Origin of the sequence: Paenibacillus abyssi (assembly GCF_014640295.1) — a bacterium.
Lineage (GTDB): Bacteria > Bacillota > Bacilli > Paenibacillales > Paenibacillaceae > Paenibacillus_D > Paenibacillus_D abyssi.
This window is the reverse complement of record NZ_BMGR01000011.1, coordinates 75,514-93,058: the sequence shown is the minus strand read 5'-3', so window position 1 is coordinate 93,058 and position 17,545 is coordinate 75,514. Positions and strand designations below refer to the sequence as shown.

Sequence of the window (17,545 nt, the reverse complement as noted above, 5' to 3'; positions counted from 1 at the left end):
CCCTTTAATCTCCGCATACAGCATCAACAGCTACAGGCGCAATATATTCCTTGTAATTAAAGCCGGCAACATGTCCGACGCGTTTGAAAAATTTATGGAATCGTTCTCCTGGATGTCCTTTTTCAGTGAACTCCTGCAAAACCGCCTCTACTGTCTCCACGATCCGCTCGGCCGGGATTCCCTCCGCTGCGCTCTGGCCCGCATGGGCATTGCGGCCAATTTGTTTTCCACCCAGGAATAGATCATATCCGCCCTTGCGGTACACGATGCCGATGTCCTCCATAACGGCTCCGTAACATGCCATGCCGCAGCCGTTCACACCGACTTTGATTTCTTTAGGCGCTTGTCTTCCGCCAAACATCAGGTTTAACTGCTCGGCTACCGGAATCGCTTCGTCCTTCTCCAAATTGCAAAAATCGCACGCTTTGATCTGCACGGTATCGCCGATCGGAAAGACGAGCAAGCTGTGCTGCTTCAAGCGGGCCACAATCGTCTGCGCATCATCCGTCGGAACGCGCAAAATCACTTGATGATGGGGCGTATATTCCAGCTCTCCCTGCTCGCCAGCCAGCTCGGCTAACAACCCCATTTGCCGCGCTGAAAATTTCTTGTTCGCGATTCCCGGCGATACGCCGATTTCAAATATGGATACGGTTTTGCTGCGCACTGCCGGCTGCTGCGGCAGCGCTTGCTGCGTTGCCGATGCCAGCCCTTTCACGCTCAGCAGCTGCAATGCCTCTGCAGCAAGCTCCGCCGGATTCGTAGCTTGCGCTTCCACTTCTTCGCTTTCAAGCCCTTCCTCCTGGGCATTCAAAGACCATGGCTCCGCTTCGTTTCGCAGCCGCTCATGCGGTTTCAACGCTTGTTCGTCCGTGTGCAGCGTGTATTTGCGCTGGTAACCGCGAGGCGTGATCATTTTCCCGTCATACAGGAAGGTTGTTGAATTGCCGATGATGACAGTTGTCAGCATGCCGATATCATGCTCCAGCATACTTGCAAGCGTTGTTAACACGACATGCTCGCGGTCCCGATAGGCGCTTTTCACTAATCCGACCGGTGTATCCGGTGACCTGTACTTAAGCAAAATACGCTGTGTCTCAACGATTTGCCGAGTACGTCGGCCGCTTCTGGGATTGTACAATGCGATAACAAAATCGGCGGAAGCTGCAGCTTCAACCCGCTTTTCTATCACCGTCCATGGAGTAAGATGATCGCTAAGCGAGATCGTGCAGGCATCATGCATGACAGGTGCTCCGAGCAATGATGCACATGAATTGATTGCGGATATGCCCGGTATGACCTCAATTTCGACGCCCGCTGCTTCGGTCCACCCCTTTTCGATTAATACCTCGTACACAAGGCCTGCCATACCATACACGCCGGCATCACCGCTTGAGATGACCGCGACTTTTTTCCCCAGCTCCGCTTGTCTCACCGCTTCACGCGCCCGGCTTACCTCCTCGGTCATGCCCGTCCGAACGATCTCCTGATTCGTAAGCAGGCCGCGTATCAAGTCTACATAGGTGTTGTAACCGATAATGACGTCGCTCTCCTGTATGGCTTCCCGGGCCCGCTGCGTAATATGTTCAAATGAACCGGGGCCAAAGCCGATCACCAACAGCTTTCCTTTCATGCTCATCGGCGTTTCTCCTCCTTCTCCATTTTGCTTTCTCATTTTTTAACATAAAAAAAGCATTTCCAGCCCAAGAGGCTGGAAATGCTCACGAATGCACATCGATGTCTCTAGAATGCCTTACGCATTCCAGTCTACGTGTGACGCTGGCCTAATTCCAACACTCTCCTATTCCTCGTAGGATTTCGTGTGATATGAAATAGGCAGGTCTCCTGACTAAGGGCTCTTGTTTTCTCGTCTTCCCAGGGTTAACCCAGTGACTACAATAGCTGAAAACAAGGCTAAATGCCCATTACAGTGGCGGGACCGTGTCGGATTTTCACCGAGCTTCCCTTTTTAAGTCTGCTTCTTCTGTTCATCCTCCGAAGCAAACACCCATTTCATCGCTATTTAATTCATCTTCCAGCTTTCACTTGCTCTGCGTACCCCATTCTTCTGTGTAGATCAGTTCCTCTAAGCTCAATCTTTTCCGCCATCCGGATGATTCCAATATCGGCTGCTTAGGAAAATGATCCGTATAGCCGATCGACAGAAGCGCTACGGGATCCACATGAGGCGGGATTTGGAGAATCTGACGGACGTCCTGCTTCTTATAAAAGCTCACCCAGCCAACCGCCAGACCTTCCGCCCGGGCCGCAAGCCAGATGTTCTGGATTGCACAGGAAACGGATGCCAGATCGGTCTCGGGAATCGAATTACGTCCCAAAACATGCAGTCCCCCTCGCGTAGGGTCCAACGTAATGCATAACGTAACCGGCGCCTCCGTCAATGCCTCAATCTTCAGCTTGGAGAACTTCTCCGCTTTCTCTCCTTCATAATGAATCAACAAAGCGCGCCGTTCCTTATCTGCCGCCTGTTTGAGCTGAAGCTTCGTTTCCTCCGAACGGATGACAATGAAGTTCCACGGCTGCATAAAACCAACTGAAGGGGCATGATGACCCGCTCTCAGCAGCCGCATCAAAAGCTCGTCAGGCAGCGGGTCCTTTTTGAATGAACGAATATCCCGGCGCTCCTCGATGGCCCTGTAGACAGCCGCCTTTTCTTCTGCCGTAAAAGCGTGATGGGCAGCGGATTCCGCAGCACTCCCATCGTTCGACGATGCTGCAGAGATGACGGTCGTTCGTTTGTCTGTTAACGCTAAGGAAGGCAGTGTATACGTTTCAAGCTCAGGCGCAGGACTAGGCAATCCCAGCTCTGAGAAGGTTGCCATTTCCCTCGTAAGCCGGAGTGCCGACTCGATCATTGGAAATGCAAGCGCCGCACCGGTCCCTTCACCAAGACGCATGCCCGCATGCAGCAGCGGCGTCAGGCCCAATTCATCCAGGATGAATCGGTGTGCAGGCTCAGCGGATAAATGAGAAGCGATCATATAGTCTCGGCAGCGCGGTTCGATCTGATAAGCAACCAGAGCGGCCGCCCCGGTAATCACGCCATCGATAACAATTGCAACTTTGCGGGAAGCGGCGCCAAGAATGACACCGACTAGGCCGGCTATCTCCATGCCGCCTAATTTGGATAATACATCGACCACATCATTAGGATCCGGCCTGTTCGTCCGTATAGCCTGTTTAATCACTTCAACCTTTTTATCCACTCCATTATGCTCCAGACCGGTTCCTCTGCCCGTCAATTCTTGAACCGGCTTGCTGAGCAATACCGCCGCTATAGCGCTGCTGGCCGTTGTATTTCCAATCCCCATCTCGCCAAGTCCGATGACATGCGTGCCTTCTTCGGCTAGCGAAACGGCTGTTTCGATTCCAATATGGATCGCTTCGACGGCTTCCTGCTTTGTCATGGCCGGACCTTTGGCCATATTATTTGTACCGCTGCGGATTTTCCGATCGATAACCCCTTCGGGTAATTCCTGCAAATAACTTCCGATGTCCACAACAATTACTTTGGCGCCGCACTGCTTGGCCAGTACATTTACGGCAGCACGTCCTCTGGAGAAATTGCCCATCATCAGCCCTGTAACGGCTGATGGATAGGCACTGACTCCTTCCTCGGTCACGCCATGATCGCCGCACATGACAACAATCGCTTTTGCATCTATCTTAGGCTCCGGGACGGCTTGAATGCCTGCCATCCGAACAGCAAGCTCTTCCAGCGCTCCTAAGCTGCCCACCGGTTTGGTCAGATTATGGATACGCTCCTGCATTTTCCGCATGGACACAAGATCAGGCCGGGCAATCCGGTTAATCACTTCCAACAATTTTTCCATTGATGTCTTCCTCTCCACACTTGCGGCTATGGACACGTCCAAAACAAAAAAACATCTCTGAACTGTGTCAGAAATGCTCGCCTCAAAATTAAAGGACAAAACAGTCTGCCTTACAGACCGTTTATATTCTCGCTTTCTAACACCACTCTAATTCCTCGTAGACGCCAGTGTTAATCAAATAGGCAGGTATCCTGACTTGGAGCTTGGCCGCTGCGCCTTCCCGGAAATCTCCAGTGGCATACTGCAGCAGCATGTTCGATCTCTGTATCCATCGAAACTCATTACAGTGGCGGGTCCGTGCCGGCTTTTACCGGGCTTCCCTATTAAGCCGAATGACATGAAATGTTATGCGGCACCTATTTAATGTTATTCAGTTATCAGTAACTATAGCACTCTCTTATAAGAATTGTCTATATAGACAGCCCTAAAGCCCTAAATCACCTCGAACTGGATATCATCCAGCTGCTCGTCAAAGCGGATATGAAGCGCTCTACCATCCAAATACCATAGATTATCTTCTTCCATATAAAAGACAATGCCTTCAACCTCTTGGCTAAGCCCCGGATTTCTTGGCGTTTCTTTCATAACGCCGAGCGAAAACCCGGGCTGTACGCTGCCGCACCCTCCAAGCCGCACAAATACTCTAAGGCTGTCACCATCGGATAACGACATTTCCTGCTTATACCAGCGTGCCGCCGGCTGCTCTACTATGATGTTCATGATCTCAACTCTCCTTTACCTCTCAACCATTGATTGAAAGCCAGCCAACTGCCAGTGTTTTGTCCGTCTTGCATTGCCTTGCACTTATTATATCGCACCATGCAGCAGATTTACACTCACCGGGAAGCACATGTAGAGATACCCATAAAAGAATTACTCCGCTTGCACGGCAGAATGCTCAGCAAAAAAATAGCTAATAACATAGGAGAATGAAAGCCCTAATTCATAGAATATGAAAAGAAACTTTTAATGAAGGCAAAAAGGAAGGTGAATAAAATGAATTCGATTGATTATAACAACCAACGCGTGCTGGTGCTTGCTCCTCATGCCGATGATGAGACATTGGGTTGTGGAGGTGTTCTTCAGAAATATCTTGGCTGCAAAAGCCCGGTTCGAGTCGTAATCGCCTGCTTTACCTTAACTTTCTCCAAACGATACAAAAAAGAGATTGGTGCTTACAGCTCCTATCAAGGGAATAAACGTATAAAAGAATTGCAGAAAGCCATGCAAATTCTGGGCGTGGACGATTACCACATCTTATATCAAGACCAATCTGTCAAACCTCGTTATGATAGCAAATTAGATACTATTTCACGCGCAGAATTGGTAGACCACATTGAAAGGCATATAACAGACTTTTGCCCTACAGTTATCTTCATTCCGTCCATAACAAAACATCAGGACCATGAAGCCCTCCATCAAGCAGCTGTTGCTGCTGCTCGTCCCTATTTTTGGAATGGCTCTGTATACATCTATGAGACAGATGGGGAGCTCTCTTTTACCCCAAACCTATATGTCTCGCTGACCAAAGAGGAAATCACCCGCAAGCTGGATGCGTTAAAGGCGTATGTTACACAATTAGGCTCGAACAAACATCCTGTGAATGAGGAAAGCATCTATTATAAAGCGAAATTTCGGGGCAATCAAATCTATGAGGAATTCGCGGAAGCATTTCAAATTCTTCGTCTTCGCGGCTAATAAGGGACCACGCAATTGGATATCCGAATCCTTTTGCATGGCCCCTTTTGCTCGTAACCTATTACACTAACGCCTAAAAAAATCTGCCCGATGCATAAAGATTTCTTCAATCTGCTTGACAATCGGACCGTTTTCTTCCGACTTTTGTTTCACTTCTTTCCATTCTTTATCTTCCCTGAATAGATCCCACTGGCGGTTTCTTTCCGCGAGATCATTGTATTCCATAATGTAGTACAGCTTAGGTTCATCGTTTGCATCTATCCAAAAATCGTTCACCTTCATCCCTAACCGTTCAAAGATGCCGAGGGTGTGGTTCGAGAACCGTTCATGTATGGCGCTTAATTTTTCCGGATGCATCGTGTAGATCCTAAGTTCGAATAGCATGACAATTCACTCCCGTTACGTTTTTTGGATCTTCCCTCGTTTGTTTGCGAGCGGAGGAAATTTCACCCATGTTATCACAAAAAAAGAACCTCAGCAAGAGCAAATGACCATCCCTACTAATCACAGGATACAAGGTGTGCATTAGCCGGGACGATGGGTTTCCTCTCTACATATCCTAATAGAGTAGATTGGAGGTGCCGGGATTGAAAAGCCTATATTTAACGATTGATGATTTGATATCCATAAGGTACTGGGTTTCAGAAATGCTTAAGTATCGAACACGCTCGGCAGAAAAGAGGGTTAAACGAGCCGTCAAGTCTTTGCAGCTTCCTTATAAATTACTCGGTTCCGGCAAGAGCAGGATTGTCTATGATCTGTTGAACGGGTATGTCCTCAAAATTCCAATAACAAAGGATGGCTTGCAATGCAACCAGATGGAATACGATATTTATGCCCATTGTTCAAGTAAGCTGCGAAAGTATCTTTGTCCGGTCATGGAGCATGGCGATGGATGGATCATCATGAAGAAAATGATTCAAAGGGTGAATCTGACAGAGGATGATGAAGATAAACTGTTAAAGATGAAGAAACGGTTTTCGCAGGAACAAGTCCTTATCTTTAGTCTTAAGGCAAAAAATCTAAGACTTTACAAAGATCGAATCATTATCATCGACTACGGTAACTTTCAGTTGAAACAGAAATGATCAAAACCGTCACAAAAAGGTTGTGGCGGTTTTGATCTATTAGGTTAAACCGTATGTTTAGCCTCCGTAATCACGCCGTCGTAAGCAGACTGATAAATGATCCGGATATCCTCTTTCTCCAGCAATAGAGGACTGCGGGCCAACAGGCGTTTCTGCTTCACACCATCTTCCGTGAGGCTCGCCAGCGCACGCTCAGGAATGTCAAATCCCTTCAGCGTGCTTGGGATGCCGACATCGCATACCAATCTCTCCAACTCCTCAACGCATTTGAGGGAAGCCTCTTCCTCCGACATATAACTCGCATACCCGCCCATCGCTTCCAATATGTCAGCCATTCTCTTCGAACAGCTTCTGCGGATATATCCCATGACATATGGCAGCAGTACGGCATTGGATTCTCCATGCGAGATATGGAACTGGCCGCCAAGCGGATAAGCAAGGGCGTGAACCCCGGCAACGCCGGCATTGAAAAATGCAAAACCAGCAATATTGCTGCCATAGCTCATATCGATGCGCGCTTGCCGGTCCTGACCGTTCTTCACCGCTGTTCGAAGTGCGCGGCTGATCAGGCGAATCGCCTGCAGTGCCAAACCATCAGTGATTGGAGTGGCATTTACAGAGACATAGGCTTCAATCGCATGGGTAAGCGCATCCACCCCGGTTGCAGCGGTGACACGCGGCGGAACGGAAACGGTTAGCTGCGGATCAATGATTGCAACGTCAGCCATAAGATAATCGTGCGTCACCACATCCTTTGTGCTTTCCAATGAAAGCACTGAAATGTTCGTCACTTCCGAGCCGGTCCCGGAAGTGGTTGGGATCATAATTTTGGGCAGCCCTTTATGCTCGAGCTTTTTCGTTCCCGTCAAATTTAAATAATCGGCTACTTTACCCTCATGCGAGGATAATACAGCAGCGAGCTTGGCCAGGTCTAAGGCGCTTCCGCCTCCGACGCCGATGACCAGGTCAAATTTCCCGTCACGAGTGTAGCTAACCAGCTTCTCTCCGATTTCAAGCGGCGGTTCAGGGACAACATCCGTATAAACGACGACCTCGTATCCCTCTTGCTCCAGCTTAGAGGAGATTGGTTTGATCATACCGATTTTCTCAAGTGCCGAATCCGTTACGAGCAATATCCGAGATGGCGCATATTTGGCCACTTCAGGCCACAACTGCTCTAAAGCCCCCCATCCCATATAGTTAAGCGGAGTAAATACGAGTCTTGAAGAAGTCATGAGCTGCACCTTCTTTATTCATAGTAGCCTTCAGTCGATTTGCGGAACTGCTTGAATTGGTTAGAATCATGTCCGAACCATACCTGGGATTCCGTACGCTGTGCAAGTCTTCTTATTTTCTCCACGGTTTTGCCATATCCGATGGAATCATAGATAATGCCCGGAGGTTTGACCGGCGGACCATAGCTTTCAGCCGTATAGATTGCATCGGAAGCCAAGATAATGCCGCCCGTCTCAGGCATCTGGATATGCAGGCCTAACATGCCCCAGGCATGGCCGCTGCCGAAGTTAAGCACTTTTATGCCTTCGGCGAGTTCCAGGTTATCCTCTTCCCTTTTGACAGTACGCCATTGAAGTTGATTTTTGATCCACGCATCAATGTCTCCCCAGATGTAGGCCCCTTCTTTCTGATTGCGGGCATAGGTTTGAAGCGTACCGTTCAATTCATCCTCATGGACGATGATCGTTGCATTGGTGAACATTTCCAGGCAGCCCGCGTGATCAAGGTGGAGATGGGATGCAATGACATATTTAATATCCTCCGGCCTTACCTTCAGCTGTGCCAGCCGGTTGTGCAGATAACATTCCTCGTTGGCTACCCAAGGGAAAGCCTTCTGTGTAGAATCGGCCCAGCGGCCTTCAATGCCCATTGAGTCTGGATTGCAGGACGTATCAAACAGAATTTTTCCTTCGGGATGATCGATTAGAACCGTGTAAATAGGAAATTCCACAAATTGTGTAGGCGCGTTCGGATTGTCAATGGTTGCCGGATTATGCATCGCAATCATCCAGTTTTTATCCATGCTCATACGGCCGTTATCCATTACATAAAGCTTAGGGCGTGCTTTAATAATATTTGACATGTAGAATTCCTCCCTGAAATTAAAATTGAGTTTTTATCGATACAAATTTCAATTCCGTCATCTCTTGCACCGCATATTTGATGCCCTCGCGGCCGTAACCGCTTTCTTTCACGCCGCCATAAGGCATGTGATCCACGCGAAAGGTAGGGATATCATTAATGATGACACCGCCGGATTGAATCTCCCGGGCAGCCTGGAACGCATTAGTAATGTTTTGCGTATAAATTCCCACATTCAAGCCATAGTTCGAGTCATTGGCCATCGAGATCGCTTCATCCAAATTTCTGTAAGGCACGATCGATACAACGGGTGCGAATACCTCCTGGCACGAGACTGCCATATCCTGCTTTACATCAAGCATGACGGTTGGCAAGTAAACCGAATCTTCTCGCCGGCCGCCGCAGCCAATTCTCGCTCCTGCCTCGACCGCCTCTTTCACCCATGTGTCGATGCGCTCAATCTCTCGCGTGTGGATCATGCTGCTTATATCCGTTTGTTCGTCCAGCGGATCGCCGACCCGAAGCTGTTCCGTTCTGCGGATGAATTGCTCCGAAAACGGTTGATAGATCGATTCATGCACATAGATACGCTGTAGAGAGATACAAACTTGTCCGGCGAATGCGAACGCGCCTTCCACGCATCTTGGCACGATTTTCTCGATCGGAACATCCGGCTCCACAATAAGCGCTGAATTGGAACCAAGCTCTAATGTTACTTTGCGCAGCCCGGTTTTTGATTTAATCCGTTTGCCTACCTCCACGCTTCCTGTGAAGGTGACTTTTTTCACGCGGTCATCGCTTACCAGCGCATCGCCAAGCTCACGGCCGCTACCTGTAACGACCTGAAGAGCTCCTGCAGGCAATCCGGCTTGCTGGAACATTTCGGCTATTAATAGTGAACTTAGCGGGGTTTGCTCCGCCGGTTTCAACACGACTGTATTTCCCGCCGCGATAGCAGGTCCGAGCTTGTGGGCAACTAGATTAAATGGAAAGTTAAACGGACTGATTGCAACGACAACGCCAAGCGGTTCCCTCCATGTGAACCCGAGACGGTCTTCTCCGCCGGGTGCAGCATCCATCGGGATTGTTTCCCCGTAGATCCGTTTGGCTTCCTCAGCGGCAAATTCGTACGTGGTAACCGTACGGCCGATCTCCGCTCTCGCCGTGCGGATCGGTTTACCGGCTTCCAGTGATAACAATCGTGCTGCTTCTTCTTTTCTTTCCTTTAACTGCTGTGCTACCTTGAATAAGATCTCAGCACGCTTATGGGCAGGCAGCTTGCGCATCGTTTCATAAGCTTGATGCGCCCCGGCAATCGCCTCCTGTACATCCCCCTCATCCGCTTTGCTTATATGCGCCAGCAGTTGGCCGTCATAGGGAGCGTACAAAGGATAGCCGCGATCTTTTACCTTCCAGCTGCCATTAATAAATAATCCCTTTGTTACCGTTTCCAATTAAGCACCTCCTTCTATTGTTATACTAAATATATAAGCAAAAATCGTGCCAATCTTGAAATACCCGTCCTGCTGTGAAAAAGCACTCCTGCTCTTTGTGCTTGTGGTGATAATAATCACCACTTTTTTCGCTACAATGGCTCGTAAACAACAATGAGACGGTGAATTAATTCACCGTCTCACAGAAAAATTTCACCAATGCTACTTCGATTGTTCCCAACGCTGCATTTTCTTTACTAATGTGGAATGATCGACCCCTAACTGCTCAGCGGCTTTTCTTAAGGAACTGTATTTTTCGACGACTTCGCTGATAATTCTCTGCTCGAATTGCTGAACTTGCTCTTTTAATGAAGAAGGCGATTCAGAATAACTCCGGTCATGGACATGCAAAGGCAGATGAACGGGTTCAATTATATGTGCCGGGACAGAAACCAGCATGTTCTCAATCAGATTGCGCAGTTCCCTGACATTGCCTGGCCAGTGGTACGCCTTCAATATGGCTTTGGTTTCCTGCGACATCTGTTTGTCGATTCGGAACTGGCGGCAAAAGAATGAAAAATAATGATCGATTAATGGAATGATATCCTCTTGGCGTTCGACAAGCGGCGGAATCGAAATTTCAATAACGGCTAACCGGTAGTAGAGATCTTCCCGGAATTTCCCCTCTTTAATCCGTTTTCTTACATCCTGGTTCGTTGCGGATACGATTCGAATATCCAGATTACGGGGTTTTGTGCCTCCTATTCTCAGCATCTGCTTTTCTTGGAGCACACGCAGCAGCTTCACTTGCAGTGCGAGCGGCATTTCTCCGATTTCATCCAGCATGACCGTTCCTTTATCCGCCAGCTCCAATAAACCGATCTTTCCGTTTCGGTTCGCACCGGTAAAGGCTCCGGCCTCATACCCGAACAATTCGGACTCCAGCAGCTGCTCAGGAATCGCGCTGCAGTTAATTTTTATAAACGGTTGTTCTCTTCGGTCGCTTAGATCATGTATCAGATTGGCCATTACTTCTTTTCCTGTACCTGAAGGGCCATTAAGCAATATACTCGTCGGGAAAGGGGCCACTTGTTGAATTTTTTCATATACCTTCTTAATCTGTGAGCTGTATATAATGAAGTTTTGTTCGGATTCTCCACTTTTGATCGCATAACGATTATTTTGGATTGTTGATAAGCGCTGGGCTTTCTCCAATTCTTTTTGCAATTCATTAAGCTGTGTAATATCCTTCACGCTGGTTACAACAAGCTCTAGCTCCCCAAGCTCATTGAATATGGGGTTGCCGGTCACAACCACATCCTTCTTGCCGCCGATTCGTTGAATGATGGAGATGCGTTGTTTTTGCTCCAGCACGAGCACGGAGACGGATTGGTCAAAATAACCCTCCGACATCAAGTCAGTCATGCGTCGGCCCACTAATTCTTCCCGGTGGAACCCGGTAAGCTCCTCATAGGCTGTATTAACCTGTATCGTAATCCCTTCCCGATCAACAACATAAGTGGCGTCCGTTGAAAATTCGATAATCGATTCCATTTGCTTGACTAAATTCCGGTAATGATCCATCTCTGATATATCCTGAATCACACCGATCGCACCGATCATCTCGCCATCTTGATAAAGCGGAGTGCGATTCACCATGCAGACCCGGCCTGAAATGACCATTTTCTGTCCGATTGAGCGCTCTCCCCCATCCAGTATTTCATGCATACGTGAATTTGGGATGAGTGTTTTTATATTTTTGTTCTTCCAGTCCTCATCCTGGATGCCCAGCAGTCGCCGGGCGGATTCATTCATCAGCAGAATCTGGTTATGGACATTAACCACGATGACACTATTATGCATAGAGGAAAAAATATTTTCCCATAGATCGATGGTTACGGATTCATGAAGCATGTTTGAATTCCCCCTTTTGTGTGGCGATTGATGCAGCGAGCTTAAAAACACCTTAATCGAGAAGACGGGATATTCAGCGCCTCTCTATATTTCATCACTGTTCTGCGTGAGATTTGCACTCCTTGGGCATTCAGAATGTCAGTGATCTGCTGATCGGACAAAGGCCTGCTTTTGTTCTCTTCCTCAATCAGCTGTTTGATTTTTGCCTTTACGCTCTGTGATGAAACCGCGGTAGCTTCATGAAGTGAATGGAGTTTGCTCGTAAAGAAAAACTTTAACGGAAAAACCCCGCGCGGTGTTTGGACATACTTATGTTTGATGGCTCGGCTTACAGTCGAGATATCGATCTCCAAATTGTCTGCAATCGTTTTCAAATTTAACGGTTTTAACTGATGAATACCGTGGTTTAAAAAGAGATGCTGTTCGTCGACTATCGATGTAATGACTCTGCTCAGTGTTATTTTTCGTTGTTCGATATGATCCATCATCCATTGAACCGGCCTGGCGTGCTTGCCGACAAAAGTTCTTAGCTGTATGGAATCGCTTTCAGCTCTAAGCTGTAGATAATAGCTGTTTATAGAAACGTTCGGATATACCGCCTCATTCAAGGATACAATATAACGATCTTCTTTTACATGGACAAATGCGTCCGGAACGATATAGGAATCGGTATGATTGTTGTAAGCCAGACCGGGACGCGGGTTCAACGTTTGGATGTATTCCAGCGAAGCCTTTACCTGATCAAGTGAAATATTCAGCTGCTCCGCGATTCGTTTAAACTTTCCTGCTGCAAGCTCATTGATATGCTCATTTACGATACGGAACGCCCATACATCCGCACTCGAATCTCTGGCAATTTGAATGGATAAGCATTCCTGCAGAGATCTTGCGCCGACGCCATGTGGCTCCAACGATTGCAGCACCTCTAATGCGGCTTCTACTTCTTCCAGAGACACTCGAAAATAATCGCATACCTCTTCCAGTGTGATGGCCAAAAAACCGTCGTCATTTAAATTACCTGCTAAAAAAGCAGCGATTTTATAGGTTGTTTCAGCTGCTCTATGAAAGCGCAGTTGATTCACGAGCATCATTTCCAGCGATTCATCCTGCCTGCTGGCTAATTGAAGCAATGGGTCAAAGGATTGATCTTTGTTTGCCGGTGATTTCGAGCTTCTCTCACGCGGCAATTGGGAAGCAAATGATACCTCCATCAATGGATTTTCTGCGGATTGCTGAATAATATAATCAATCAATTCCACAGAGGACATCTGTAAAATCGTCAAAGACTGCATAAGCTTCATATTCAGCTTTAGAGTTTGCGTCTGGAGCAAGGCATGATCTAGCTGCACCCGGAATCACCTACCTCTGATGATAATATTACATCTGCTGTCATGATATCGCATTTCATGACAGGGTTTCAACTCTCCATATTATCCCTTTATCCATAGTTGAAAACAAGCAGGTCGTCGTTTTGCGGCCTGCTTGCTTGTATTGGTCATCATTATACTTTAAGCCGTTTGATTAGTGCTGTCAGCTCACTCGACATGACCCGCAATGATTCTGATGATGCGCTTACTTCATTCACGAAACAATTATGCTTTCGCCATTCAAATTCGCAGGATCAATGACTGGGGTATTTTAATCCTGATCCTGATCCTGATCCTGAGATTGCATTGTTAAATGAAAGATTTGACCCTGTAAAAAGAGAAATTTGACCCTTTTTATCATTATTTCGTCAATTATTCAGAAAAATCCGGATTGCAAGTTCTTAAGAACTTTTGTATTATAGGTTCATTAAAAGATGTGGCATATGATTAGCCACTAAAGGAGCTATGGATGATTGCCCTTAATTTATTTCTCATTGTTGTTCTGATTCTAGGTACCGCCTTATTCGTTGCAACTGAATTTGCGATTGTAAAACTGAGGCCCAGCAGAGTGAATCAGATGGTTTTAGAGGGTAAGAAAAACGCGATTGCCGTTCAAAAAGTAACAAGCAATCTAGATGGATATTTATCAGCCTGTCAGTTAGGGATTACAATTACTGCTCTTGGACTTGGCTGGTTAGGTAAACCTGCTGTTGAGAGCCTGCTCTATCCATTGCTTGAAGACCGGTTGCCGGCAGAGCTCGTTTCTTTCATCTCCTTTATTGTTGCTTTTTCGGTCATTACTTTCTTGCATGTGGTGGTCGGTGAGCTTGCCCCCAAAACGATGGCCATTCAAAAAGCGGAATTAGTCAGTACCATTTGCGCCCCACCCATAATTTTCTTCTATAAAATCATGTATCCTTTTATATGGGTCCTGAACGGTTCAGCAGGTCGGTTGATTCGCTTGTTCGGAATGCGTCCTGCCAAAGAACACGAGGATAGTCACTCGGAAGAAGAGCTGCGTATTATTTTGTCCGAGAGCTATAAAAGCGGCCATATTAATAAATCGGAGTACGGTTATGTAAGTAAAATTTTTGAGTTTGATGAAATTCTTGCCCGTGAAATTATGATTCCACGCACCGATATGGTATGTCTGGAAGTGAATGATTCTCCTGAGAAAAGCTTACGCATAATTAAAGAAGAGCAGTTCACTAGGTTTCCTGTCATGGAGAATGATAAAGATCATATCATTGGATTTATCAATACGAAGAAGTATTTTCTGCAGCGCAGCGTCAATACAGACATAAAGCTTTCCGACATTTTGCAGCCTATTCTCTCTTTCTCTGAAGCAACTCCGGTTAAAGAGCTGTTGACTACAATGCAGAAGCAGCATGTTCATATGGTCATTCTTGTCGATGAATACGGCGGCACTTCCGGATTGATCACGATTGAGGATATCCTTGAAGAAATCGTTGGTGAGATACGAGATGAATTCGACAGCGAGGAAAAACCTGACATCGAAACAATCAATGTCAATCATTTCATTGTAGACGGAAAAATCCCCCTCTCCACTGTAAGAGATCTATTCAATATTGAAATGGAAGATCATGAATTGGAAACGATCGGCGGATGGCTGTACAGCAAAAACGGGGCCCTTAAAAAGGGAGGCCGGCTTGAATTTAACGGTTTGACTTTTATCGTCAGAGAAAAAGATCATACTCGGATCCGGAGAGTAGAAATCATGAAGTCCTCTGCAGAAGAGGTTACTGAAGTAACGCATTAGATTAGAAAAAAAATGAAAATCACCCCATAACGGGGTGACTTGACTGTCAATAAACCTCTTAATCTGTTGAGTTAGAACATATAGGGCTGAGGGGTGTCCGATAAGCATATGATTACGAAGCGAGTTTTCCTTTGGAAAACTTTCAAATAATTCTCAACATTCGGTTTTATCGACAAGCTGAGCACACCGTCATGGGGTGCTCTTTTTTCCTCCTGCGAGATGATAATCTTCCCCCAGTATGGCTAATAGCTCTTCCAGCTTATGAATTTCATAGGTAGATTGTATTCCGGAAGCATTTATTTTTCTATGCGGGTTAAACCAGCAAGTGTCAATGCCATAGTTAATGCCGCCTTGAATATCTGAGCTTAATGAATCGCCTACGATGAGAACGCTGCTCTTATCCTGAATATTTAGTTTATTAAATGCATAATCGAAAATCCCTTTATTCGGTTTCTGAAACCCGGCATCTTCCGATACGATAATCTGCTCGAATGAGTTCGACAGCTCGGATCTATTGATCCTTTCGAATTGAACCACTTTGATTCCATTTGTAATGACAGCAATCCTGTATCCATTAGCCAAAAGATAACTGCATACACTCACTGCGCCATCCAATACAAATGAGCCTTCACCTAAATACTTCAAATAAGTATGGCTGAATTGTTCTGCATCGATTGTTATATCGGGTTGATGAACTGTGAAGAGCCGTCTAAATCTTTCCGTCCTTAGCAGATCCAGTTTAATCAGTCCTGTCTCAAATTCACGCCATAACTGTTGATTAATCACCCTATAGCTTTCTACATAGGCAGAATTACACTCCATGCCCATTTCTATGAATGCATGCTCTAAAGCATGTAATTCTGATTTAGCATAATCAAATAATGTGTCGTCAGCATCGAATAATATGACTTGGTAAGACAATCGATTTGCCCCCTGTACTTCATTTGTTATTCAGTTGATCTTTAATCATTTCATTAATCAAACATGATTTCACTTTTAGAGTCTCTATATAATTCGAATAGCTTATGAATCTGTTTCTTTGTGTTTCGCTCCGTTGATAAGTGCGGTAACTGATCTTCCTCAAAAAATTTAACTGCTAAAGTTTCCATGCCTTCCATCGCCTCGCCTCCAATTATTCCACATAATATAAAAATCTTGTAGACATGGAATGGCGAAGGCGGATGATCATGAAATTTTTTATCTACAATGCCTAATAAGCGGATCGGCTCAACATCATATCCGGATTCTTCTTTAATCTCTTTCACAGCTACTTCTTTAGGAGATAAACCGATATCTGCCCATCCACCGGGTAATGACCAGGCACCATCCTCCTTTTCTTTGACCATTAGAAGCTTCCCATCTTTAAACACGACGCCGCGGATATCGACTTTCGGTGTCGCATAACCGATCTCGCTTGCAAATAAAGATTTTAATTTTTCAGTCTCGACTTCCGTGTATTCATTAAGTATTTCAATACTGAGTGCTCTTAACTGCTCAAATCTCTCCAGATCATAGATATCCTTTGAATAGGCAAGTCCAACTTGACTGATTGCTTGAATCTGCTTAGCCCACTCCAGCCATTTTAGCTGCATGAATACTCATCCTCTTCCGTTCGTTTTTTATACCATTCTGCGCAGTTCCTTTACTGACCCATCTTCGAAACCAACGATCACTTGATCTGCCATATGTATAAAAAGGCCGTTGTCCACAACGCCTGGAATCATGTTGATCTCTTTATGAAGCTCCACTGGTTTTTCTATACTTCCAAATTCACAATCAATGATGTAATTGCCGTTGTCAGTCATAAATGGCTTCTTATCTTTTTCACGTAAAATGGGACGACATCCGAGCTCTGTCAGCTTATGCATAGTCATCTCATATCCAAACTGAACGATCTCCACGGGTAATGGAAATTCACCTAAACGATCAACCAACTTTCGTTCGTCAATAATGATGATAAGCTGTTTGCTCGCGGCCGCAACGATCTTCTCACGCAATAAGGCCCCTCCACCTCCCTTGATTACATTCCATTGTCGGTCTACTTCATCAGCGCCATCAATCGTTACATCAACTGCTTTAATATCTGAAAAGCTCACCAAGCTTATTCCTATTGCCTTTGCCAAGCTTTCAGATTGGTTGGATGTAGCTATTGCTCGAATATCAAGCCCTTCTTTCATCCTCTCCCCTATTTTTTGTATGGCCCAATATGCCGTCGAGCCCGTCCCTAATCCAACAATCATTCCATCCTCTATGTATTCTACAGCACGCTCGGCGGCTATTCTTTTTGACTCCATGTCATCACCTGTTATCATTA

The 17,545-nt window shown here is 46.2% G+C and carries 15 protein-coding genes, 1 pseudogene and 2 riboswitches; of the genes and pseudogenes, 3 read left to right on the top strand and 13 right to left on the bottom strand.

Annotated elements, in window-relative coordinates:
• Positions 1 to 4 precede the first annotated feature (4 nt).
• From cobJ to IEW11_RS16760, 4 genes and pseudogenes are all read right to left on the bottom strand, one after another.
• Positions 5 to 1,639, bottom strand: coding sequence for a precorrin-3B C(17)-methyltransferase (cobJ, locus tag IEW11_RS16770; RefSeq protein WP_188532222.1), 1,635 nt, complete (start codon positions 1,637 to 1,639; stop codon positions 5 to 7).
• Between the two features lie 179 nt (positions 1,640 to 1,818).
• Positions 1,819 to 2,027: riboswitch (cobalamin riboswitch) on the bottom strand.
• A gap of 15 nt (positions 2,028 to 2,042) precedes the next feature.
• Positions 2,043 to 2,744 (bottom strand): 5,6-dimethylbenzimidazole synthase, encoded by a 702-nt coding sequence (bluB, locus tag IEW11_RS24955; protein WP_229725388.1) that lies wholly within the window; start codon positions 2,742 to 2,744, stop codon positions 2,043 to 2,045.
• An 87-nt stretch (positions 2,745 to 2,831) separates the two neighbouring features.
• Positions 2,832 to 3,854: pseudogene (gene cobT / locus IEW11_RS24950) on the bottom strand (nicotinate-nucleotide--dimethylbenzimidazole phosphoribosyltransferase); the annotation flags it as partial.
• Between the two features lie 164 nt (positions 3,855 to 4,018).
• A riboswitch (cobalamin riboswitch) is annotated at positions 4,019 to 4,229 on the bottom strand.
• 57 nt (positions 4,230 to 4,286) lie between these two features.
• Positions 4,287 to 4,574, bottom strand: coding sequence for a HesB/YadR/YfhF family protein (locus IEW11_RS16760; RefSeq protein WP_188532220.1), 288 nt, complete (start codon positions 4,572 to 4,574; stop codon positions 4,287 to 4,289).
• Positions 4,575 to 4,850: 276 nt separating this feature from the next.
• Here IEW11_RS16760 and IEW11_RS16755 point away from each other — a divergent pair, with 276 nt between their 5' ends.
• Complete coding sequence (locus IEW11_RS16755; protein WP_188532219.1) at positions 4,851 to 5,552, top strand: PIG-L deacetylase family protein; 702 nt, start codon at positions 4,851 to 4,853, stop codon at positions 5,550 to 5,552.
• Between the two features lie 66 nt (positions 5,553 to 5,618).
• Here IEW11_RS16755 and IEW11_RS16750 read toward each other — a convergent pair whose 3' ends face one another.
• On the bottom strand, positions 5,619 to 5,936 hold the full coding sequence (locus tag IEW11_RS16750; RefSeq protein WP_188532218.1) for an NIPSNAP family protein: 318 nt from the start codon (positions 5,934 to 5,936) through the stop codon (positions 5,619 to 5,621).
• A gap of 203 nt (positions 5,937 to 6,139) precedes the next feature.
• On the opposite strand from IEW11_RS16750, the gene IEW11_RS16745 reads away from it, so the two are divergent.
• On the top strand, positions 6,140 to 6,640 hold the full coding sequence (locus tag IEW11_RS16745) for a hypothetical protein (RefSeq protein WP_188532217.1): 501 nt from the start codon (positions 6,140 to 6,142) through the stop codon (positions 6,638 to 6,640).
• Between the two features lie 44 nt (positions 6,641 to 6,684).
• On the opposite strand, the gene IEW11_RS16740 is transcribed toward IEW11_RS16745, so the two are convergent.
• The 5 genes from IEW11_RS16740 to rpoN form a co-directional block, all read right to left on the bottom strand.
• Entirely contained in the window at positions 6,685 to 7,875 is a 1,191-nt protein-coding gene (locus IEW11_RS16740; protein ID WP_188532216.1) for an iron-containing alcohol dehydrogenase, read from the bottom strand.
• Between the two features lie 14 nt (positions 7,876 to 7,889).
• On the bottom strand, positions 7,890 to 8,738 hold the full coding sequence (gene ahlS / locus IEW11_RS16735; RefSeq protein ID WP_188532215.1) for an AhlS family quorum-quenching N-acyl homoserine lactonase: 849 nt from the start codon (positions 8,736 to 8,738) through the stop codon (positions 7,890 to 7,892).
• A 19-nt stretch (positions 8,739 to 8,757) separates the two neighbouring features.
• Positions 8,758 to 10,191, bottom strand: coding sequence for an aldehyde dehydrogenase family protein (locus IEW11_RS16730; protein ID WP_188532214.1), 1,434 nt, complete (start codon positions 10,189 to 10,191; stop codon positions 8,758 to 8,760).
• Between the two features lie 201 nt (positions 10,192 to 10,392).
• Positions 10,393 to 12,084 (bottom strand): sigma-54 interaction domain-containing protein, encoded by a 1,692-nt coding sequence (locus IEW11_RS16725; RefSeq protein ID WP_188532213.1) that lies wholly within the window; start codon positions 12,082 to 12,084, stop codon positions 10,393 to 10,395.
• Between the two features lie 41 nt (positions 12,085 to 12,125).
• Positions 12,126 to 13,433: an RNA polymerase factor sigma-54 gene (gene rpoN / locus IEW11_RS16720; RefSeq protein ID WP_188532212.1), complete on the bottom strand. Its 1,308-nt coding sequence runs from the start codon at positions 13,431 to 13,433 to the stop codon at positions 12,126 to 12,128.
• Between the two features lie 487 nt (positions 13,434 to 13,920).
• On the opposite strand from rpoN, the gene IEW11_RS16715 reads away from it, so the two are divergent.
• The gene (locus IEW11_RS16715) at positions 13,921 to 15,231 is read left to right on the top strand and encodes a hemolysin family protein (protein ID WP_188532211.1); all 1,311 of its coding nucleotides are present in this window, start codon (positions 13,921 to 13,923) and stop codon (positions 15,229 to 15,231) included.
• Between the two features lie 189 nt (positions 15,232 to 15,420).
• On the opposite strand, the gene IEW11_RS16710 is transcribed toward IEW11_RS16715, so the two are convergent.
• From IEW11_RS16710 to rpiA, 3 genes are read right to left on the bottom strand one after another with little or no spacing between them, the layout of a single operon-like run.
• Positions 15,421 to 16,152 carry a YjjG family noncanonical pyrimidine nucleotidase gene (locus IEW11_RS16710; RefSeq protein WP_188532210.1) on the bottom strand — a complete coding sequence of 244 codons (732 nt, stop codon included), beginning with the start codon at positions 16,150 to 16,152 and terminating at the stop codon, positions 15,421 to 15,423.
• A gap of 53 nt (positions 16,153 to 16,205) precedes the next feature.
• Positions 16,206 to 16,823: an NUDIX hydrolase gene (locus IEW11_RS16705; RefSeq protein WP_188532209.1), complete on the bottom strand. Its 618-nt coding sequence runs from the start codon at positions 16,821 to 16,823 to the stop codon at positions 16,206 to 16,208.
• Positions 16,824 to 16,850: 27 nt separating this feature from the next.
• Entirely contained in the window at positions 16,851 to 17,525 is a 675-nt protein-coding gene (gene rpiA, locus IEW11_RS16700; protein ID WP_188532326.1) for a ribose-5-phosphate isomerase RpiA, read from the bottom strand.
• Between the last annotated feature and the right edge of the window lie 20 nt (positions 17,526 to 17,545).

Excerpts from the sequence above, each read along its gene's own strand:
- cobJ (WP_188532222.1), bottom strand. The coding sequence starts at position 1,639 with ATGAGCATGAAAGGAAAGCTGTTGGTGATCGGCTTTGGCCCCGGTTCA.
- IEW11_RS16760 (WP_188532220.1), bottom strand. The coding sequence starts at position 4,574 with ATGAACATCATAGTAGAGCAGCCGGCGGCACGCTGGTATAAGCAGGAA.
- IEW11_RS16755 (WP_188532219.1), top strand. The coding sequence starts at position 4,851 with ATGAATTCGATTGATTATAACAACCAACGCGTGCTGGTGCTTGCTCCT.
- IEW11_RS16750 (WP_188532218.1), bottom strand. The coding sequence starts at position 5,936 with ATGCTATTCGAACTTAGGATCTACACGATGCATCCGGAAAAATTAAGC.
- IEW11_RS16740 (WP_188532216.1), bottom strand. The coding sequence starts at position 7,875 with ATGACTTCTTCAAGACTCGTATTTACTCCGCTTAACTATATGGGATGG.
- ahlS (WP_188532215.1), bottom strand. The coding sequence starts at position 8,738 with ATGTCAAATATTATTAAAGCACGCCCTAAGCTTTATGTAATGGATAAC.
- IEW11_RS16725 (WP_188532213.1), bottom strand. The coding sequence starts at position 12,084 with ATGCTTCATGAATCCGTAACCATCGATCTATGGGAAAATATTTTTTCC.
- IEW11_RS16715 (WP_188532211.1), top strand. The coding sequence starts at position 13,921 with ATGATTGCCCTTAATTTATTTCTCATTGTTGTTCTGATTCTAGGTACC.
- IEW11_RS16705 (WP_188532209.1), bottom strand. The coding sequence starts at position 16,823 with ATGCAGCTAAAATGGCTGGAGTGGGCTAAGCAGATTCAAGCAATCAGT.
- rpiA (WP_188532326.1), bottom strand. The coding sequence starts at position 17,525 with ATGGAGTCAAAAAGAATAGCCGCCGAGCGTGCTGTAGAATACATAGAG.